The organism is Humibacter albus DSM 18994, assembly GCF_000421825.1.
In the GTDB taxonomy this organism is placed as follows: Bacteria; Actinomycetota; Actinomycetes; order Actinomycetales; family Microbacteriaceae; genus Humibacter; species Humibacter albus.
This window is the reverse complement of sequence record NZ_ATXT01000019.1, coordinates 85857-105756: the sequence shown is the minus strand read 5'-3', so window position 1 is coordinate 105756 and position 19900 is coordinate 85857. Positions and strand designations below refer to the sequence as shown.

Annotated in this window: 15 protein-coding genes; 10 read left to right on the top strand and 5 right to left on the bottom strand. The window is 66.8% G+C overall.

All coding sequences use genetic code 11. The annotated features are described in order from the left end of the window. Positions 1–86 precede the first annotated feature (86 nt). A complete protein-coding gene (locus H623_RS0116015) occupies positions 87–1115 on the bottom strand; it encodes a LacI family DNA-binding transcriptional regulator (RefSeq protein WP_022901941.1) in 1029 nt (342 codons plus the stop codon). Between the two features lie 254 nt (positions 1116–1369). Between H623_RS0116015 and H623_RS0116010 the strand changes: the two genes are divergently transcribed. The 5 genes from H623_RS0116010 (at position 1370) to H623_RS0115990 (ending at position 7332) form a co-directional block, all read left to right on the top strand. Continuing rightward, positions 1370–2707, top strand: coding sequence for an ABC transporter substrate-binding protein (locus H623_RS0116010; protein ID WP_022901940.1), 1338 nt, complete (start codon positions 1370–1372; stop codon positions 2705–2707). Between the two features lie 91 nt (positions 2708–2798). Next, positions 2799–4151 (top strand): BNR-4 repeat-containing protein, encoded by a 1353-nt coding sequence (locus H623_RS0116005; RefSeq protein WP_051143295.1) that lies wholly within the window; start codon positions 2799–2801, stop codon positions 4149–4151. A gap of 229 nt (positions 4152–4380) precedes the next feature. Then, positions 4381–5304, top strand: coding sequence for a carbohydrate ABC transporter permease (locus H623_RS0116000; RefSeq protein ID WP_022901938.1), 924 nt, complete (start codon positions 4381–4383; stop codon positions 5302–5304). Further along, entirely contained in the window at positions 5294–6205 is a 912-nt protein-coding gene (locus H623_RS0115995; protein WP_022901937.1) for a carbohydrate ABC transporter permease, read from the top strand. Before H623_RS0116000 ends, H623_RS0115995 begins: the two co-directional genes overlap by 11 nt. Positions 6206–6294: 89 nt before the next feature. After that, on the top strand, positions 6295–7332 hold the full coding sequence (locus tag H623_RS0115990; RefSeq protein ID WP_022901936.1) for a LacI family DNA-binding transcriptional regulator: 1038 nt from the start codon (positions 6295–6297) through the stop codon (positions 7330–7332). A gap of 306 nt (positions 7333–7638) precedes the next feature. Here H623_RS0115990 and H623_RS0115985 read toward each other — a convergent pair whose 3' ends face one another. From H623_RS0115985 to H623_RS20535, 3 genes are read right to left on the bottom strand one after another with little or no spacing between them, the layout of a single operon-like run. Continuing rightward, positions 7639–9609: a DUF2264 domain-containing protein gene (locus H623_RS0115985; protein ID WP_022901935.1), complete on the bottom strand. Its 1971-nt coding sequence runs from the start codon at positions 9607–9609 to the stop codon at positions 7639–7641. Then, positions 9606–10841 (bottom strand): substrate-binding domain-containing protein, encoded by a 1236-nt coding sequence (locus H623_RS20540; RefSeq protein ID WP_084486107.1) that lies wholly within the window; start codon positions 10839–10841, stop codon positions 9606–9608. The genes H623_RS0115985 and H623_RS20540 overlap by 4 nt, the downstream gene beginning before the upstream one ends. Then, the gene (locus tag H623_RS20535) at positions 10838–13060 is read right to left on the bottom strand and encodes a heparinase II/III family protein (protein ID WP_022901933.1); all 2223 of its coding nucleotides are present in this window, start codon (positions 13058–13060) and stop codon (positions 10838–10840) included. The genes H623_RS20540 and H623_RS20535 overlap by 4 nt, the downstream gene beginning before the upstream one ends. Before the next feature lie 155 nt (positions 13061–13215). Here H623_RS20535 and H623_RS0115970 point away from each other — a divergent pair, with 155 nt between their 5' ends. The 5 genes from H623_RS0115970 (at position 13216) to H623_RS0115950 (ending at position 18329) form a co-directional block, all read left to right on the top strand. Further along, complete coding sequence (locus H623_RS0115970; protein ID WP_022901932.1) at positions 13216–14265, top strand: hydroxyacid dehydrogenase; 1050 nt, start codon at positions 13216–13218, stop codon at positions 14263–14265. 57 nt (positions 14266–14322) lie between these two features. Next, positions 14323–15603, top strand: coding sequence for an ABC transporter substrate-binding protein (locus H623_RS0115965; RefSeq protein ID WP_022901931.1), 1281 nt, complete (start codon positions 14323–14325; stop codon positions 15601–15603). A 121-nt stretch (positions 15604–15724) separates the two neighbouring features. Beyond that, positions 15725–16669 carry a carbohydrate ABC transporter permease gene (locus tag H623_RS0115960; RefSeq protein WP_022901930.1) on the top strand — a complete coding sequence of 315 codons (945 nt, stop codon included), beginning with the start codon at positions 15725–15727 and terminating at the stop codon, positions 16667–16669. Continuing rightward, the gene (locus H623_RS0115955) at positions 16669–17580 is read left to right on the top strand and encodes a carbohydrate ABC transporter permease (RefSeq protein WP_022901929.1); all 912 of its coding nucleotides are present in this window, start codon (positions 16669–16671) and stop codon (positions 17578–17580) included. Before H623_RS0115960 ends, H623_RS0115955 begins: the two co-directional genes overlap by 1 nt. Then, positions 17577–18329, top strand: coding sequence for a YesL family protein (locus H623_RS0115950; RefSeq protein ID WP_022901928.1), 753 nt, complete (start codon positions 17577–17579; stop codon positions 18327–18329). Before H623_RS0115955 ends, H623_RS0115950 begins: the two co-directional genes overlap by 4 nt. A 303-nt stretch (positions 18330–18632) precedes the next feature. On the opposite strand, the gene H623_RS20530 is transcribed toward H623_RS0115950, so the two are convergent. Further along, positions 18633–19619: a type IV toxin-antitoxin system AbiEi family antitoxin domain-containing protein gene (locus H623_RS20530; protein ID WP_022901927.1), complete on the bottom strand. Its 987-nt coding sequence runs from the start codon at positions 19617–19619 to the stop codon at positions 18633–18635. Positions 19620–19900: the final 281 nt, after the last annotated feature.

Sequence of the window (19900 nt, the reverse complement as noted above, 5' to 3'; positions counted from 1 at the left end):
TGAGGCGATCACGCCAGGACGGGCGATGGAGAGGACTTTAGTGATCGTTCACTATTGATGTCAACGCCCAGACTGAGACGGGTGCATCAGTGCGGTGCCGGCCCGCTGGAGGCGCGCGGAATGAGCCGACCGATGATCTCCTGCGGAATCTGCGGGGGCTCTTTGCCCTCGATCAGGGCGATGAGCTGGAGCATGCTCTGCCGTCCGATGAGCCCAAGGTTGTCTTCCACCGTGGTGAGGGTCGGAGCGCAGAATCGAGCGAACTCGTCGTTGTCCCAGCCCACGACGCTGACGTCGTCGGGCACGCGCAGGCCGCGGTCCTGGAGTCCACGAATGACGCCGAAGGCGATCGTGTCCTTGGCCGCGAAGACGGCGGTCACTCCCGAGTTCGCGGGAAGGTCGCGCGCGGCGTTGTAGCCGGATTCGGTGGTCCATTGACCGCCGACCACGCCGTAGGACTCCAGGCCGAGGCTCGTAATCGCCTCCTGATACACGAGGAGACGGTTACGCGCGGAGGCCCACCGTTGATCTCCGGCGACGTGCAGAAAACGACGGTGCCCGAGGTTCGCCAGGTGCTGGATGACCTCGGCCGCGAAAGCACCGTCGGCGAAGGCTCCCGTCGAGCGCATCTTGTCGTCGTACTGGCCCACAACGACGATCGGCGCCGATGATCCCGTGGGCGTTTCGAGCATGTCTCCCAAGGGTGTGAGTGAAAGCACGCCTTCGACGCGCTCGCTGTCCATCAGGGTGATGACGCGCTGACGCCGCCGCTCCTCATCGCCTTCGAGGCTGACGACATCCACTTCGTAGCCGGCTTCGTGTGCGGCGGCGGTGGCGCCCTGGAACGGCATCGGGAGGTAGTACGTGAGTTCTGGCAGCACGATGGCGATTCGGTTCGATCGCCCGGTGCGCATCGATCGGGCGATCAGGTCCGGCTTGTAGTCGAGCTCCCGTATCGCGGTCTCGATCTTCTCGACGGTGACGGGTTTGAGGCCGCCGTTGAACCGGAGGTAGCGCGATACCGTCTGATGCGACACGCCGGCGCGGCCGGCCACTTCCATGATGGTCACGCGCTTGCGGCGCGGAGCCGTCGATCTCGTTCCTTCGTCGGACATAGTGCTCAGCCAATCGGTTCTGCAGGTGATGGCGCCTGTCGGCGGCACCTCGAGACGGTGAGGCTCTGTGCGCCACAGTATCGAAAGCCTCGGCCAGGTACGGCAGCCCGGCTCCGGAAGCCAGCGTAGTTGCGTCGAACTCTCACTTCGTGCATTCTTCACTTTGTAAGGTGAACGATCACTTTTCGATCACGGCGTGCCCGGGCCGCCAGACGGGACTCTCGCCCGACCACAGCATGGCAAGGAGGCCACTTATGTCACAGCAACTCTCTCGGCGCCAATTCGGTGCTCTTGCGCTCACGGGAATCGGCACGAGCATCCTGCTCGCAGGGTGCGGTACGTCCGCGACTCCGGACAGCGGCGGCGCATCCACTGCTGCTGCAGGCGATGCCTTTAGGAAGGCGACGGTGAACCTCGCGTGGTGGACGAACCCGGTGCGTACCAAGTACACCGGCGAGATCGTGAAGGACTACACGAACGCGCACTCCAAGATCACGGTGAACCGAGCGCCTGGCGAGTGGGCCACGTACTGGACCAAGCTCTCGACGCAGGTCGCGGGTCACACCGAGCCCGACGTCATCCAGATGGACCAGGCGTACATCGCCGAGTACGGCGGCCGCGGCGCGCTCCTCGACATGTCGAAGGTGGGGAGTATCGACGTCGGGCCGCTGAAGTCCTCGTTGGCGGCCGGGACCTTGGATGGCAAGCTGTACGGCATCCCCGCGGGGAACACGGTCTACGCGGTGCTCGCCAACAAGACGCTGTTCACGAAGGCGGGCGTCGATCTCCCTGACGACAAGACGTGGACCTGGGACGACTACATCGATCTCAGCGCGAAGCTCGCCAAGGCGTCGCACGGCGCGTTCACGGGAACCTCGTGGTTCGGAGGTGATCAGGACGTGCAGATCTGGCTGAAGCAGCACGGCGAACAGCTCTACACGGCGAAGGGCAAGCTCGGCTTCTCGGCGAAGACCGTGGCGAGCTGGTTCGCGATGGTCAAGAAGCTGTTCGCGTCGGGTGGTGGTCCCACCGATGACCAGTACACGAACGACATCGCCACTTCGGTGCAGCAGGAACTGTTCGGCACGAACAAGTCGGCCATGGGTTGGCACTGGAACACCCAGCTCACTGCGCTGGCGGCGGCGAACGGTGGAGATCTGGTGTTGCTGCGCCCGCCGAGCGTTTCGGGATCGGCCAAGAAGAACGGCTTGTACTTCAAACCGTCGATGTACTGGTCCGTCGGCTCGCAGACCAAGTATCCGGCGCAGGCGGGCGGCCTCATCGACTACTTCCTGAACAATGTCTCCGCCGCCAAGCTTCAACTCGTCGATCGTGGCATCCCGACGAATGAGAAGGTCATCAAGGCCATCACTCCCTTGCTTGCGAAGACCGATCAGCGAGCGGTCACTTATATGCAGAACGTCAAGAGCGAGATCTCCTGGGTGCCGCCCATCCCTCCGAAGGGCACGAGCACGGTTGCGCAGGTGGCGCAACGCCACACCGAGGATGTGGTCTTCGGGCGCGCGACGCCGAGCGCGGCCGCCTCGGCCTTCAGGGCCGAGGTGCAGAGCTTGCTCGACAGCAACTCGTAGCGGAGCGTTCACGTAATCGCACGATGCCGGCCCGAGCGGTCTCGATTGCTCGGGCCGGCACATCCGTGCGGGCGAATGAGAGGCTGCCGCCATGCCCGTACGATTCGAAAGGAAGGGCAAGTTGGACTACGTCATCAACGACAACGGAGCCTGGTGCTGGTTCCAGGACGAGCGTGCGCTCGTCGACCCGGAGACGCAGGCACTGGTGGTCGGGTCCATCGCGGCGGCCGAAGGACCCGACGGCGAAAGGCGTGCCGGCAACGTCGAGTTGACTGTCGTCGACCTCGCCTCGTGCACGGCCCGGGTCGTCGTGCTGCACGACGCGTTCGAGGTCGATGACCACGATGTGCCCGCGCTGTGGCGCCGTGAAGACGGCCGTTGGCTCGCCGCGTACACCAAGCACAAGACGGACGACCTGCTGCGCTGGCGGATCAGCGAGCCGAATGATCCGACCGCATGGGGGCCCGAGCGAACATTCGACTGGTCGGCGTACACGGAGCACCGCGGCGTCACGTACGCCAACCTGCACGAGCTCGAGGGCCGGCTCTACTGCTTCAGTCGGGCGGTCAACGACGATCCCTGCGCCCTCGTGTCGGACGACGATGGAGAGAGCTGGGCGTATGCGGGCAAGCTGTTCACGCGTCCCAAGGTCGGCTACGTCAACGGCTACACCCGGTATGCCGCCGGCGAAGACCGGATCGATCTGATCACGACCGATCACCACCCGCGCGACTACGACAATTCGATCTATCACGGGTATCTGGCCGGCGGCATCCTTCACCGTTCCGACGCATCGCCGGTACAGGCTCGTCCATTCGACGCGGCGGGGGATGCCCCGTCACAGGTCGAGCTGACAACCGTGCTGAACGCGGGTGAGCGGCTCGGTGAAGTGGCGCTCACGCACGCGTGGACCTCGGACATCCGCAGAGCGCCGGACGGCACCATCGCCGCGACGATCACGGCACGCGGCGACGATCGGCCCGCCGATCCGGAGGATGAGTTCTCGCGTCTGCGGCCTGTGCTCGACCATCGGTTCGTCTACGCCCGGCAGGATCCCGGACGAGGATGGACGCGGCATTCATTGGGGAAGGCCGGAGCCGGCCTCCTCCCGCACGAGCAGGATTACACGGGGCTCGCCGTCATCGACCCGTACGACGTGAACTCCGTGTACATGTCGACGCCCTTCGACCCTCGCTCCGGCGCCGAGACGCCGCATCACGAGATCTACGCGGGCACGACGGCGGACGGCGGGGCCTCGTGGACCTGGGTCGCCGTCACGCAGGACAGCGAAGTCGACAACCTGAGGCCGATCGTGGCGCCGGGCGACCCGAGCAGGGTCGCGCTGCTGTGGTTCCGCGGCGAGATGACCGCATCGCAGCACTTCCGCTGCGAGATCGTTCTGCGCGACACCGCGCGATCCTCGTCCATGGGCGCCGGTGCGTAGAGCGGCATGTGTGCAGATCAAAGGTTGAGAGAAACACCATGATGACTGCTAAGCTAAGAAAGCGTTTTCTGAGTCGGCTTGACTCGAGAAGGCGCCCACGCGTACTGTTGGCCCGACAACCGCAGGGAAGCGCTTTCCGCCGGACGTCGCGCAGGCAAGTCCAGACCATCCGAACGGGTCGCCCGACGATCCGCACCGCGTACTCAACGTCGATTACAAGGGGGCTCATGTGAGCGTCTTCGAGGAACTCCGATCGGTTAGATCGGCGAAGTCGCAGGGCAAACGCGACAACAAGGCGGCGTTCTTCTTCTTGTTGCCGTGGTTGCTGGGTGTGGTGTTGATCACCGCGGGCCCGATGTTGGCGTCGCTGTGGTTGTCGTTCACGAATTACAACCTGATTCAGACTCCGGACTTCATCGGGGTGCAGAACTATGTGCGGATGTTCAACGATCCGCGCCTGCTGAACTCACTGCGGGTGACGTTCGAGTATGTGTTCGTGTCGGTGCCGATCCAGTTGGTGGTCGCGTTGGCGGCGGCGTTGGTGTTGGACAAGGGGATGCGGGCGCTGCCGTTCTACCGGTCGGTGTTCTATCTGCCGTCGCTGTTGGGTAGTTCGGTGGCGGTGGCGATTCTGTGGCGGCAGATCTTCGGTCAGGGCGGCCTGGTGAACCAGGCGCTGGGGCTGGTGGGGTTGCACAACCTGCCGGGGTGGATCTCGGACCCGCAGTTTGCGTTGGGCACGATCATTCTGCTGAACGTGTGGACGTTCGGTGCTCCGATGATCATCTTCCTGGCCGGGCTACGGCAGATTCCGGACATGTATTACGAGGCGGCGTCGATCGATGGTGCGGGCCGGTGGAAGCGGTTCCTGCGCATCACGCTGCCGATGCTGAGCCCGATCATCTTCTTCAACGTGATCCTGCAGCTGATCGGCGCGTTCCAGTCCTTCACGCAGGCGTTCATCGTCTCCGGCGGCACCGGGGGTCCCTCGGACTCGACGATGTTCTACACGCTCTACCTCTACCAGCAGGGCTTCAACCAGTTCGACATGGGTTACGCGTCCGCGATGGCGTGGCTGCTGTTCATCATCATCGCCATCATCACGGCTGTGACGTTCGTCACTTCGAAGTATTGGGTGTTCTATGACAACTGAGACTGCAACCAGAGCCCTCACGGTCCCGGCGAACGGTCGGAACCGAGCCCAGCGGGATGCCTCGCGCGGCATCAAACGCTCCGCCTGGAGCATCGCCAAGCACGTGATCATGATCGCGTTGGCGCTGCTGATGCTGTACCCGCTGCTATGGATGGTCGTCAGTTCGCTGCGACCCAACAGCGAGATCTTCACGAACCCGTCCATCATTCCGGACAGCTTCCAGGTGCAGAACTACGCAACCGGCTGGAACGCGCTCTCGGACCCGTTCAGCCTGTACCTGGGCAACTCGATCATCATCGTGATCGGCGCCATCCTCGGCAACCTGTTCGCCTGCTCCCTGGCCGCCTACGCGTTCGCCCGCCTCGAGTTCCGCTTCAAGCGGCTCGCGTTCACGATCATGCTGCTGACCATCATGCTGCCGTTCCAAGTCACCCTGGTGCCGCAGTACATCATGTTCTCGTTCGTGCACATGCTGAACACGTTCTGGCCCCTGATCCTGCCCAAAGTGCTCGGCACGGACTCGTTCTTCATCTTCCTGATGGTGCAGTTCATCCGCGCGATCCCGCGCGAACTCGACGAAGCCGCCAGGATCGACGGCTGCGGACATCCGCGCATCTTCTTCCGCGTCATCCTGCCCCTGATGACACCAGCACTAGCCACCACCACGATCTTCACGTTCATCTGGATGTGGAACGAGTTCTTCGGCCCGATCGTCTACCTCACGCAGCCGCACACTTGGACGGTGCAGGTCGCCCTAGGCCAATTCATCGACAACCAGACAGGCGGCGACTGGGGAGCGCTGTTCGCCATGTCCGTCGTCTCGCTGATACCCGTCTTCCTCGCCTTCCTCATCGGCCAACGCTTCCTCATCCGAGGCATCGCCACCACCGGCATCAAATGAGTTCGGGCGGGCGTTCGCGCTCGCCCGGCCATCATGCGGGACAATCGTCGCGGGCGGAAGACATTCCGCGTGGCGACGGAGGAGCGGGTGTGACACAAAGCGATGCGCATGGCGAGCAGAACAGATCGACCATCACGCTGGCGCACGTCGCACGGCACGCCGGCGTCTCACTGGCCACCGCGTCCCGCGCGCTCAACGGGAGCACACGCATCGTCAACCCGGAGTTGAAGGCACGAGTCGAGGCATCCGCCCGTGAACTCAACTACACAGCCAATGTGCAGGCGCAGGCGGTGGCGCGGGGCACCAGCCGCACCGTGTCTCTGGTGCTGGGTGACATCGCCGACCCGTACTTCTCTGCGATCGCCGCAGGCGTGATGGATGCCGCGTCTCGCCACCGCTTCACCGTCACCATGTCGGGCGCCGGCACCGAGCCCGAGCAGGTGGTGGAGACGATCGCGGCGCTCCGCGGCCAGCGTCCCGCGGCTGTGATCGTGGTCGGCAGCCGGTTCGTCGACGAGAAGACCGAGGCCGCGATCGCGGGTGAGCTGCGCGCGGTCGAGCAGCAGGGCGGCCGCGTCGTGCTCATCGGGGCGCGAGCCGGCGCCTTCCGCGCCGTGCCCGTGCTCAACGCGGAAGGCGCGTCGGCATTGGCGGACGCGCTCGTCGAGCGCGGTCACCGCGACTTCGCCGTCCTGGCCGGACCGACCGGCCTGACGACCGCCGCAGACCGCGCCGCGGGGTTCCTGAAGGGCCTGGCGGAACACGGCATCCGCCCGGATGCCTCGGCCATCGTCACCGGCGGATTCTCACGTGATGCGGGCTACCGCGACATGCTTCGGCTGCTGGATGCGGGCGTCCGCCCGGGCTGCGTCTTCGCGGTCACCGATGTGATGGCCGTCGGTGCGATGACGGCCATGCGCGAGCGTGGCCTCGCGCCGGGCCGCGACGTCGCCGTCGCGGGGTTCGACGACATCGAGATGCTGCAGGACGTCGTTCCGTCGCTGAGCACGGTTTCGCTGCCGTTGCGCGACCTGGGGGAGCGGTCATTGGAGCTGGCGCTGGCCGACGACGGGGCCGCTGCGGAGCCGATCCGCGGAACCGTGACCTTGCGCGACAGCACGCCGTAGCGGCCCCTTCGCGTCGGCCCTTCGCCCCGGTCGTCTCGCTCCGCTGTTTCGCTCCGCCGTTTCCCAACGGCCGTTTCGCGTCAGACCTTTCGCACCGGGCGTCTCGCGCCAACAGGACAGAAAGCGCCTTCCTGCCGAAAGCATGCCGATTCGGCATGTTCTCGAGCCGATGTCCTGTTGGCACGGGGCGAACGCTGCGAACGCAGCCGCAACCGCGACAGCGACGACAACCGCGACGACGACCGCGACGGCAATCGTGACAGCGACGACGACAGCGACAGCAACCGCACGACGTGGCTAATCGGGTCAGAAGGTGACGGTGCTGGTCCCGTCGTCCCACGTCACCCTGAGCACGGCGGATCTCGAGGTGCCGACCGCCCGGGCTCGCGGTCGAGCATGTGCAGCGGATGCGCTTCGAGCCAGCCGCGACGCCACGATGGCAGTCTCACCCGGCGCGAGCTCGAACTCCATCCAGGGCACGGTCGTCACGGCGCCGATCGGCGACGTTCCGCTCTCCTCATGCACCGACGGATGTCCGCCCTCGCTCAGCGCGATCAACTCGCAGACCAGACCCTCGGCTTCGACGGTGACAACCGTGCTCCCGGCGTCGGCGTCGGCATCGGTGCTGATGTCGATGCTGGTCCCGGCCGCCGCGGACGGAACCGGCCACCCGCTGACGCGTACGCGCGAGACGGAGGGCGCGGCATCCGACAGCCGAACGGCGCGCACCTCCCATGCACCACGCACGATGGAGGCCGTTCGCAGATCGGGGGCATCGACGACGATGCCCTCGCGCCCGGACCCGTGATCGTGGCCGTCATCGTCACCGCTCGAATCGACCCAGTGCGCGTGCGTCACCGACGTGGCGTATGCGGCGGTGCCGTCGTCGCCGACGATCCCGCGGTCGAAGCCGGTGCGATGCGTGAGGCGACCCGCATCCAACACGCCGGCCGAGTTGTCGACCGGCGAGTCGATGGTGTCTCCGATGAGGGGTGGGATGCTCGCGCTCGAGTACCCGAACCGCGCGTAGATGGGCGAGTCCCCGGCCCTGTCGCCGGCCACGGCGTGGTCTGCACCATGGTTGTACAACCGCACGATGCCGTCGTCTCGGGTTCCGCTGATCAGCCAGCCCGCCGCGCGGACCACGCGCCGGGTGTCGCCGACCTCGATCGGCAGCGGTTCCTCGACGGCGCGCCACACCTCGTGGTCGGCGGGGAGCAGCAGCCCCAGCATGCCCTTCGACGCCCAGTATGGCGATCCCGATCCTGAGTACGTCTGCGCCATCTGCGGCCACTCGCCGAACAGGCCGAGCGTGAGCAGCCCGTTCTCGTTGAGCGCGCCGCGCTCGACGAAGGCGCGAAGCACGCCTGACGCCGCCCTTCGGATGGTGCCCGGCTTCAGACGGGTCGCTCCGGTGATCGCACCGACCCAGAGCGGCGCGGCCGTCGCGAAACGGTAGACGAGACTGCGTCCCTGGAGCACAGGCATTCCGTCGGCGCCGATGAAATGCACGTAATCGTCGAGGAACTCGGTCAATCTGCTGCGGAACACGGGATCGAGCGCGCGCGATCCGAACGCGTCGGAGCCATTCGAGAGCACCCAGATCAGCGGGTAGAGGTGCATGGCCCAGCCGCAGTAGTAGTCATAGGCGCGTACGGACCCGTCGGCGTACCAGCCGTCGGCGCGGTAGTACGACTCGATCGTCGCCAGGTCGTGCATGACGCGGTCGGGGTCGTGCGGACCGCCGACCGAGGCCAGGAACGTCTCGACCGTGATGCGGAACCACAGCCAGTTGTTGTCGGGATACCAGCCGTGCGGCGACTGCGCCAGCCAGTCGATGACGTGCTGCTTCTCGGCAGGCGCGAGCGTGTCCCAGAGCCAGGGACGCGTCAGCTGCAGACCGAGCGCGATGGATGCCGCCTCCACCTTCGCCTGGCCCACCTCGCCCGGCGCGGGCCACGGCTCTGGTCCGTCCGGATCGGTGCCCGCCAGCAGGCCCGCGCGATACCAGTCCAGGAAGCCGTGCGGATCGTCGCCCCGCTCACCGTGGAGCCGGAACGCGAAGAGCATGAAGGAGCGCGCGTACCCTTCGAACCCGTCGCTGTCGGCGCCGCTGGAGCTCGTCGGCCCGGGCAGGTTCACGTGGCTGCGGGTCGTCGAGAAGTACGGGCGCAGCGAGAGCAGCATGTGGTCGGCGATCGCCGCCCAGTGCTCGCGGCCCCAGCCGGTGTAGGGGGAGAGTTCGCGGTTCTCCGCGGGCAGGTCGAGCGCGCTCACGCGGGAGTCCTTTCGGTGGTGGCGGTGGCCGGTGTCGTGTCGGTGATGGTGCTGCCGCCGGCGTCGGCGGCCGCCCTGGTGTTCGGGACGGTGCCGTCGGCCGATGTCTCGGTGCCGGCATCCTCGATGCGCGCCGGCATGGACGAGTCGCGCACGTGAAGGTCGGGGCTGAGCTTGACCCGATGCGCGGGACGGGCGGTGCCGGCCTCGAGTCGGGCGATGAGCAGGTTGACGGCCTCGCGGCCCACGGACTGCTTCGGCGGGCGCACCGCCGTGATCGCGGGATCGCCGAACCGGGCGACGTCGTCGTCGTAGGCCACAATGGCGAGGTCGTCGGGCACTCGGACGCCGCGGTCGAGGCAATGCTGCTCGAACGCGAGCGCCTGCGGGTCGGGCAGCACGATGATCGCGGTCGTTCCGGTGGCAGCGCAACGATCGAGCACGTCATCCATCTCGCGTTCTCTGCCGGGCGCATCGAACCGGATGCCGTCCTGCCGCACACCGTCTTCCGGCAGCCCCAGCGACCGCAGGGTCGCACGCCAGCCGCGGCGCACGTAGCGCCCCGTCGGATACTCCGACTGCGTCAGCAGGCCGATGCGCTCGTGGCCGGCCGCGTGCAGGTGGCGCACGGCCTCCGCGGTGCCGGCGGCGTGGTCGGTGACGACGGACTCGAGCCTGTGCACGCCCGCCGCGGAACGGATGCGCCGCTCGGCCAGCACCACCGGGATCGACAGCGAGTCGAGCCAGCGCAGCATCTCGAGCCCCTCGTCGCCGTAGGTGTCGGGTGCCGCGATGAGGCCGTGCATCCCCGGAGTGTTGACGAGCGCTTCCACCTGCCGCCGATTGTCGCGCGCGTCGTACGTGGATGCCCGCAGCATGAGTCGCGCCCGCAGCTGCAGCGCCTGCGCCCTGGCTCCGTTCACGATCGGTGGCCAGTAGTACTCGAGCGAGGGCACGACCATGCCGATGGTGTACTTCGGCACGGCTGGATCGTGTCCGGCCAACCCGGGTGCGAGACCCGGTTCGATCGAGCTGCGCAGCGTCGCTCCGCCGTGCACGCGGGTCACCAGCCCCTGCTGCGCCAGCGAGTTGATGTCGCGGCGGATCGTGAGCTCGCTCACCCCGAGTCGCCCGGCGATGTCGCTCACCGTGACGGACCCGTGCTCGCGGATCTCGTCCATGATGCGTTCGCGTCGCTGCAGCGCGAACAGCTGGTCGCCGTTGCCGCTCATGCTCGCGCCTCCGGTGCGTTCAGCGCCTCGACGACCGTGGTCAGCGTGCCGGCCGGCGTCGGCAGCAGGTATGTCAGCCGCGTGAGCCGCTCGCCCCACACCTCGATCAGCTCGGGGTCGTCGAGTTCCCACACTTCGGTCGTCGGCGCGACGCCTTCGGCTGTAGTGATCCGGATGCCCGTGCCGCCGTCGCGCACCACCGCTTCCATTCCGTGCACGGTCACCTCGCCCGCCGCGACGAGGTGCACCCGCGTGGCGGAGGCATCCGCTCGCCCGACCTCCTGCGACCGGGTCTCCCGTGACTGCGGCTCTCGTGACTGCGGCTCTCGTGACTGCGGCTCCGGCGGCCCCAACCTCCAGCGGTCGGCGATCTCGATGCGCGTCGCGGACACGAGCCGCAAGTCGCGCTGCCATTCGTCGCCGTTCGGCAGCGGATACCCGGCGACGAGCTCGAGCCGGAGCTCGACCGGGAGCGCAGCCTCCGCCCGGAACTGCTCCGACTGGCCGAGCGGGCTTGCCTGATCGGATCGGCCGGCTTGGCCAGGCCCGTCGGCCTGGACTGGCCGGCCCGGCTCGCCCTCCCGCGGTTCCCGCAGCACCGTGGCGTGGAAGTCCGGCCCCGCCCCTTGCTCCAGCCCGCGCGGTGCCGGCGCGTTGTGCCACCCGCTCTGCATGGCGCGGATCTCGTAGCGGTGCTCGCTGAAGGTCTGCGCGGTGTAGGTCGGCTTGCCGACGTCGACGAGGAGCGGGCGTCCGTCGGAGGCGACGATGAAGGAGCCGAGGTCCTTGTGGTTATGGTTCTCGTCGTTCGTGCCGCCCTTCGCGGCCAGGGCGAGCCCGTGCGATTCTCCTGCGCGGGCCCGTGCGACGAGCAGCTGCACCGATGGCAGCCAGACCGTGGCGGGAAGCGGAGCCGGCCGCGAGACTGCATCGCGCCACTCCTCGTCGCTGAGCGCACGCACCAGCCGCGGCAGGCCCGCGCTCACATCGGCCACCGGCCCGTCCGCGCGCCGGCCGCCGCTCGCCCAGGCGACGACACGAGCGTCGGCGAGCCTCGTGCCCCAAGCGAACGGCACGTGCCACGGCTCCGTGCCCGAACTGCGTGCCCAGCCGTCCGCCACGTTCACGTACCAGCCGTCGCCCAGCTGCATGCGCATCGGGAAACGCAGGACTTCTCGTACGACGGGCACCGCCGCGGCATCGAGCGCCCCGTCGGTGAGCCGCGCCACGAGGTCGAGGCACTCGAGCAGTCGCGCCGCGCCGTTCCACCAATAGGCGACGCCCTCATCGATCGCGCCATCGGCGGGCAGAGTCGCCACGTAGCGGTCCAGGCTGTCGAGTGCGCGACCGGCGATGCGCGCGACCCGCTCGGGGTCATCGAGAAGCAGCGCCGCGGCGAGCAGAACATTGCCGAGGATCCAGGGGTTCCAGTTGTTCACGTCCCGCCAGTAGCCGAGCCACCAGAAGTCGTCGCGCGTTTCGAACGGCGTGAAGACGCGGGTCTCCGCCTCGAAGCGGATTCGTTCGCGCAGACCCGGCCACGTGGCGTCCCATCGATCGCCGAGCACCCGATCCGCGATCCCGAGCTGAGCGACGATTTCGCCGGCCCCGAGGTCGAGATACGGCGAGGCGGCATCCGCGAGGACGTATCCCTTGCGAGCGTGCGCGTCATCGTGCGCGGCCCACGACCACGTGCTCTGTTCGCAGAGCAGCACGACGCCGTCGGCTGCCTCGTCGAGCCAGCCGCGGTCATCCGTGGCGGCGGCCGTGACGACGGCGCGGGTCAGACGCTGCTGTCGTGCACCGACCGCGGACTCGTACGTCTTGCGATCGCCGTCACGCACGTACCGCGCGAAGTCGGATGCCGTCGGCTGCGCCCATGCACCCCGTCGGTCCGCCTCGGCCGCCCGGGTGATGGCGTCGAGGGTGGCGCGGTCCATGCGGGTCCACACGTCGCGGTCGGACGACGAGGGGATGCCCACCCGCCTCCGCTGCTCGGTCGTGCTGACCGCTCCGATCGTCTCGGCCAGCGCGGGCGCGCGCATCGCCTCGCCCCAGGCCGCGAAGAGAGGTCCACGGAATTCCGACCGCTCCACGTCGAGTCCGGCGGGTGGCACCGCGTGCGCGTTGACCCGGGAGAGCGCGGCGGCCGCAGCGCTCGGCTCGTCGCGGGACCTGTCGTCGGGAGCGCCCGTGGGGGCGGCTGGCTGTTCCAGCATCGTCGCTGACCTGCAATCCGATCGTGTTTGTATTTTGATGTTCGAGTGTGATCGACTTGTTTGTTCTCGATCGGGAATGAGTATCTACTGTCAATCGCGACGATGCAATGGCGAGTCGCAAATCCGGTCGATGAACCTTCAGGAGCCTCCCCACCATGACCACCCCGAGCCCGACCTCACCGAACGCGACCGCCGGGCAGATGCCCGTGGCGCTCGTGGTGATGTCGCGCGACGTCTTCCACGCGCAGTTCGATCAGGCTCGGCTGGAGCGGCTCTCCCGACTCGCCGATCTGCCCGATCCGGTGTTCGCCGATGATCTCGACGATCCTGCGCTGGCCGGGCGACTCGCGGGAGTCGAGGTGCTGTTGACAGGCTGGGGTGCTCCGCAACTCGATGCAGCTCGGCTGGACCGCATGCCTCGGCTCGAGGCCATGCTGCACTGCGCGGGCACTGTGCGCGGCATCGTCACCGACGAGTTCTGGCGTCGCGGCATCCGCGCCTCCAACGTGGCCGAGGCGAACTCCGTACCTGTCGCGGAGTTCACCCTCGCGGCCATCATCTTCGCGGGCAAGAAGGCACCGTTCATCGCGGCCGATCCTCAGGCACGCCGGGCCAACGACCTCACCGTGCAGCGTTACGGCGAGCTGACGAATCTGGGCCGCACGATCGGCGTCGTCGGTTTCAGCCGTGTCGGCCGTCGTGTCGTCGACCTCGTTCGCCAGCTCGATGACGTCACCTGCCTCGTCTCCGATCCGTACGCCGACCCCGACGAGGTGCGTGCGTCCGGCGCTGAGCTCGTGGAGCTCGACGATCTGCTTCCGCGCGTCGACGTGCTCTCGCTGCACGCTCCCGCCCTCCCGTCGACCCGGAACATGATCGGTGCTCGCGAGCTGGCCGCCCTGCCCGACCACGCCACCCTGATCAACACTGCGCGCGGCAGCCTCGTCGACACGGCAGCCCTCGAGGCGGAATGCGCCACCGGCCGCATCAACGCCATGCTCGACGTCACGGAGCCGGAACCGCTCCCCGCGGACTCCGTGCTCTTCTCGCTACCCAACGTGATGATCACGCCGCACCTGGCCGGCTCCCTCGGCTCCGAACTGCACCGCATGACGGATGCCGCCCTCGACGAGCTCGAACGCTACGTCAGCGACGTGCCGCTGCTCGACGAGTTCACCAGCGAAGACCTGCAACTGAGCGCCTGACGGCGCTCTCGACCCCAACCCCAACCCACGACACCGATAACAAAGGAGTTATTCCTCATGAAACGCTCACTGATCGCCGCGGGCGCGGTCACGGCTGCGCTCGCGCTCGCGCTGAGCGGCTGCGCGGGCACGTCATCCTCCGCGTCCGACGGCTCCAGCGGCGGCAAGACCACGCTGCGCGTCTCCGTGTGGAACTACAAGCAGACGCCGGAGTTCAAGGCTCTCTTCACCGCGTTCGAGAAGGCGAACCCGAACATCACGATCCAGCCGGTGGACATCCTCGCGGCGAACTACGAGGACAAGGTCACCACCATGCTGGCCGGCGGCGACACCACCGACATCATCACCGTGAAGAACCTCACCGACTTCGGCGGCTACGCGCAGAAGAAGCAGTTCGTCTCCGTGAACGACGTGGCCAAGTCGCTGCCCGATGACAAGATTCCGGCGCTCGACGACTACAAATCCGACGGCACCTACTACGCCGTGCCGTATCGCCAGGACTTCAACGTGCTCTTCTACAACAAGACGATGTTCAAGGATGCCGGCATCGCCGACCCCGAGAACCTCACCTGGGACGAGTTCGCCGCCGACGCCAAGAAGCTCACCAAGGGCACCGGCGCCGACAAGGTCTACGGAGCCTACATCCACACCTGGAACTCCATGGTGCAGGGCTTCGCCGCCGCTCAGCAGAACAAGAACTACGACAAGCCCAGCTATTCGTGGATGAAGGACCAGTACAACCTCACGCTCGACCTGCAGAAGGACGGCACGATCATGAACTGGGCCACGGCGAACAGCCAGCAGACGAGCTACCAGACCATGTTCGAGACGCAGAAGGCCGCCATGGTTCCGATGGGCACCTGGCTGATCGCGCCACTGCTCGCCGACGCGAAGGCCGGCACGACGAACGTCGACTGGGGCATCGCTCCCACTCCGCAGATCGCCTCGGGTGACAAGGTGACGACGATGGGCGGCCCGACCGGGTTCGGCATCAACAAGAACTCCAAGCACGTGGATGCCGCCAAGAAGTTCCTGAAGTTCGCTGCGGGTCCCGACGGAGCGAAGGCCGTGGCATCCATCGGCATCGTCCCGGCGTATCACAGCACGGCGATCACCGATGAGTACTTCGGGCTCGACGGCATGCCGCAGGACGCGCTGTCGAAGAAGGCCTTCAACCCGGACGTGATCCGGCCTGACGGGCCGACAGGCCCGAACGCCGCCGCAATCGGCAACGTGCTCAACCAGGAGCACCAGCTGATCATGACCGGAAGCAAGTCGGTCGACGCCGGAATCTCCGAGATGGAGAGCCGCGTGAAGTCGGAAGTGCTGAACCAGTAGTACGCATCCGCCCGAGGCGGCCGGCACCGGAATGCTCCCGGTGCCGGCCGTCCCACAGGTTCACGACAGAACACAGGTTCACGACAGAACGGAGCGGTTCCGCTGAACCGGGAGTGACACCATGACGACCATCACCGAACGCCGCGACAGTGCGGCCCCGCCGTCGGGAGCGCCCGCGCGGCGAACTGCGAGCCGGAGGATGCGCCGCCGTAGCATCCTGGTCGGCTGGAGCTTCATCCTGCCGAACTTCCTCGGCTTCGCCCTCTTCACCCTGATCCCGGTGATCGCCGCGTTCGTGCTGGCGTTCATGCACTGGGATGCCTACAACCCGCCGACCTGGGCCGGATTCTCGAACTTCGTGCGTCTGTTCGGCGACGACAACTTTCACGTGGCCCTCAGCAACACGCTGCTGTTCGCGCTCGGGCACGTGCCGCTGACGCTGGCGATCTCGCTCGGACTCGCCCTGCTGCTGAACCAGAAGCTGCGCGGGATCGCGTTCTTCCGGGTCGCGATCTTCTTCCCCTACATCACCTCGCTGGTCGCGATCGCGATCGTGTGGAACATGCTGTTCGACCCCACGAGCGGCCCGATCAACCAGTTCCTTCACCTGATCGGCATTGCGAACCCGCCCGGCTGGACGGCGAGCACGGCCTGGTCTCTTCCCGCGGTCATCATCACCGCCGTGTGGCGCGACATGGGCTACTACATGGTGCTGTTCCTGGCGGGGCTCCAGGCCATTCCGCAGGAGTACTACGAGGCCGCTTCCGTCGACGGCGCCGGGCGGTGGCGTCAGTTCTGGAACGTGACGCTGCCGTCGTTGCGGCCCACGACCTTCCTCGTTCTCGTGCTGCTCAGCGTGTCGAGCTTCAAGGTCTTCGACCTCATCTTCGTCATGACGCAGGGCGGCCCGGGCCGCGCGACCCTCGTGCTCTCCCAGCTCATCTATCAGGACGGCATCATCAACGGGCAGTTCGGCTATTCGTCCGCCATCTCATTGGTGCTCTTCGTGATCGTGCTGATCGTGACCGTCTTCCAGTTCCGCATCCAGCAGAGGAGGGAACGCTGATGTCCACCCTGACCTCGGATCTCGCGCAGGAGCTCGAGACCGGGCGCACGCATCCGTCGTCCCGTCCGCAGCGGCGCGGGCAGCGCCGCATCCGTTCCCGTCTCGGCAAGGCCGCGATGTACGTGCTGCTGGTCGTGCTTCTGGCCGTGGTGTTGCTGCCGTTCATCTGGATGCTGTCGTCGTCGTTCAAGCATGACAACCAGGTGCTCACGGTGCCGATCCAGTGGATTCCGAGAGAGTTCGTCTGGAGCAACTACCAGAACATCTGGACGCAGGTCCCGATGGCCGGCTACCTGATGAACTCCGCCATTCTGGCGGTCGTGATCACGTTCCTTCAGGTGCTCACCGGCAGCTTCGCCGCGTACGGATTCTCGAAGGTGCGCTTCCCGGGGAGGGATGCCCTGTTCCTCACCTACATCGCGACCATCGCGGTGCCGTGGCAGGCCTACATGATCCCGCAGTACATGATGATGCAGAAGGCGGGGCTCACGAACACGTTCCTCGCGCTCATCCTGCTGCAGGCATTCGGTGCTTTCGGCGTGTTCCTGATGCGGCAGTACTACATGACCATTCCCGATGAGCTCAACGAGGCCGCCCGCATCGACGGCCTCAGCGACTACGGCATCTGGGCCCGCATCATCCTGCCGCTGTCGAAGCCGGCGCTCGCGTCGCTCGCCCTGCTCACGTTCGTGAACACGTGGAACGACTACATGGGCCCGTTCATCTACCTCTCCAGCAACGAGCTGTGGACCGTGCAGATCGGACTGAGGTCGTTCATCGGCCAGTACTCCGCCCAGTACGCCATGATCATGGCCGGATCCGTGATCTCGATCGTCCCGATTCTGGTCATCTTCCTGGCGGGGCAGCGCTACTTCATCAGCGGCATCGCGACGAGCGGAATGAAGGGATGACCGCCACGGCTCCGACGCGCGGGACCGACGGCCGGCCAGCGCGCGCCGCAGACGCGAAGCCGCGGCAGGGTCTCTTCCGGCTTCGGAACGAGACGATGGAGACCATCTTCGGCTACGCCTATGCACTGCTCATGGTCGACCTGCTGCTCGTGGCGTTCAACGCACCGCTCGCGGCCGCACTGTTCGTGACCGTCGACCCGCTAGCATCCTGGCCGTTCTTCCTGCTGCTTTCGCTGACGCTCGCGCCGTCACTCGCCGGCGCGTTCGAAGTGTTCCGAGCGATGCGCGCCGAGGGGCGAGCGCGCCCGTTCGCCGCGTTCTGGTCGGGGTATCGCCGTCGCGGAGGCGCGGCCTTCGTGGTTGGCGCCGCGACAGCGGTGATGGTCGGCCTGGCCCTGTTCGATGCCACGGTGATGGCGGGCACCGTGTGGGCGCCGCTGCTCGGGCCGTTGCTGGCGGTGCTCGGCATCGGTTCAGTGGTGGCCGCGCTCTTCACCGTGGTCGGTCTGGTGGTCTTCCCGACCGCGTCGTTGCGGGCGATAGCGAAGGCGGCCGTGTACTTGGTGGTGCGCCGCTGGTACTTCAGTGTGGTCGCGCTCGTCATGGTCGGGCTGATCGCGGCGGCGGTGCTCCTGCAGCCGGTGCTGGGTGCGGCGCTCGTGCCGGGCATCCTTCTCTATGCGGTGTTCGCGAACGCGCAGTACTCCTTCCACCGGGCGCTGGAGGAGGAGTCCGCGGCGGCGGCGTAGCGCAGGGCACTCCGCCCGCGGGTAGAGCCGGCGGGCTTTCGGCCGCGGAGTGTGGCTGTGGTGGGGTGGCTTCCGGGGTCGTTGGCGTCGAGCCACCCGTTTGGCGTCGAGCCACCCGTTTGTCGTCGAACCACCCCTCAATTCGCGCAAACAAAGGGGTGGCTCGGCAATAAGCGGGTGGCTCGACGTTGCGGAGACCCCACGGCCTCGAGTGGATCGTCGCGGTGAGGACGCGGCGGCGCTGGAACCGGGGCGGGACCGCGCGGGAGAGGCACGGCATCCGTCGACGCAGGCGTACCTCAGTCAAAGGGGAAGAGCGAGGCCGAACGCGCGAAGGCGGTGACCGAGCGTGTCGGCAGAGTCGATGTGCTTGTCTCCCCATCGGTACAGTGGTCGGCCGGTGATGCCGCGGATCCAGTCCTCGCGATACTTCTCGTCCAGGATCACCTTCTGGATGCTCCGATCCGAGCGCAGCTCTTCGTCCGTGTATTTGCGCTCGCCGTCGAACTCGCCGAAGGCGTTGAAGTCCTTCAGGTCAAAATCGAGCCAATAGCTTCCGCCGCGCGGGGCCGGTACGCGCACCTGCAGTCCGAGGTTTCGCACGCCGAGCCGGTGAAACTGAACGCGGCTGACGCTCTCGCCCGGCAATTGCGCACGACCGTCGGCGAAGCAGAGCACCCAGCTCGCCTGGCGAACCCCTCGCTGCCCTCGGACGGCATGCAGTTGCCGGGTCATGCGTTCCCGCCAGGCGTCGGCGAGATCGTCGTTCTGAGTGTTTCGCCGCACGGCGACCCGGCGCAACGACGCATCCGCGATGGCCACCGCCGCCTCGAGCGAGGTGGTGCGCAACACATCGGCGACGGTTCGCTCCATTGAGGTGACGCGCATCCCCTCGATGAGTGTCGTGTCGGAGTCGGGAAGGACTCCTTCACGCCGCAGCACGTCAGGCGAGCTGTGGATGTGGTGAGGGTTCGCGACAAGCAACTCGACGCGCGTCGGGCTCAGCCCGTAGAGAGGAAGTCCGTGCAGAACCGCAGCGGAAAGACCCGCGAACACGGCGTTCGAGCCACGGGCATCCCGGAAGACGGCGACGATGTGGACGAGATGTCTACCCTCTGACCACAGATTTTCCCATTCGGCACGGGGCACGAACCAGCCTCGTCGAACACGGTGCAGGATGCCAGTGGCGACCGCGCGCGAAATCACGCGATCGGACATCCCGCCGACGAACAGGTCCTGTCGCGATCGAAGGAGCGCCCGCGCTTCCGGAATCGTGATGGCGTGCCGCATGACCTCCATCGTCGGCGCTTCAGAGCGACGCGAACGTGCCGGGGCGGGATCTGTGGAGAGCTCACGCCTGTGGGGGAACAGTCGTGAGCCGAGCCTGCGGAGTCGGGCGCTCCGCTCGTCGTCGAGGACCGCGGATCCTGGCGAGCGCTCCGCCTGTTGCGGGGCCGCCGGATGCCGCCGGGCCACCTGCACGTTATCGGGCCACCCGGATGTTGTCGGGCCACCCCTTTATTTGCGCAAAGAGGCGGGTGGCTCGGCAACAATGTGCGGGCTCGGCAGTT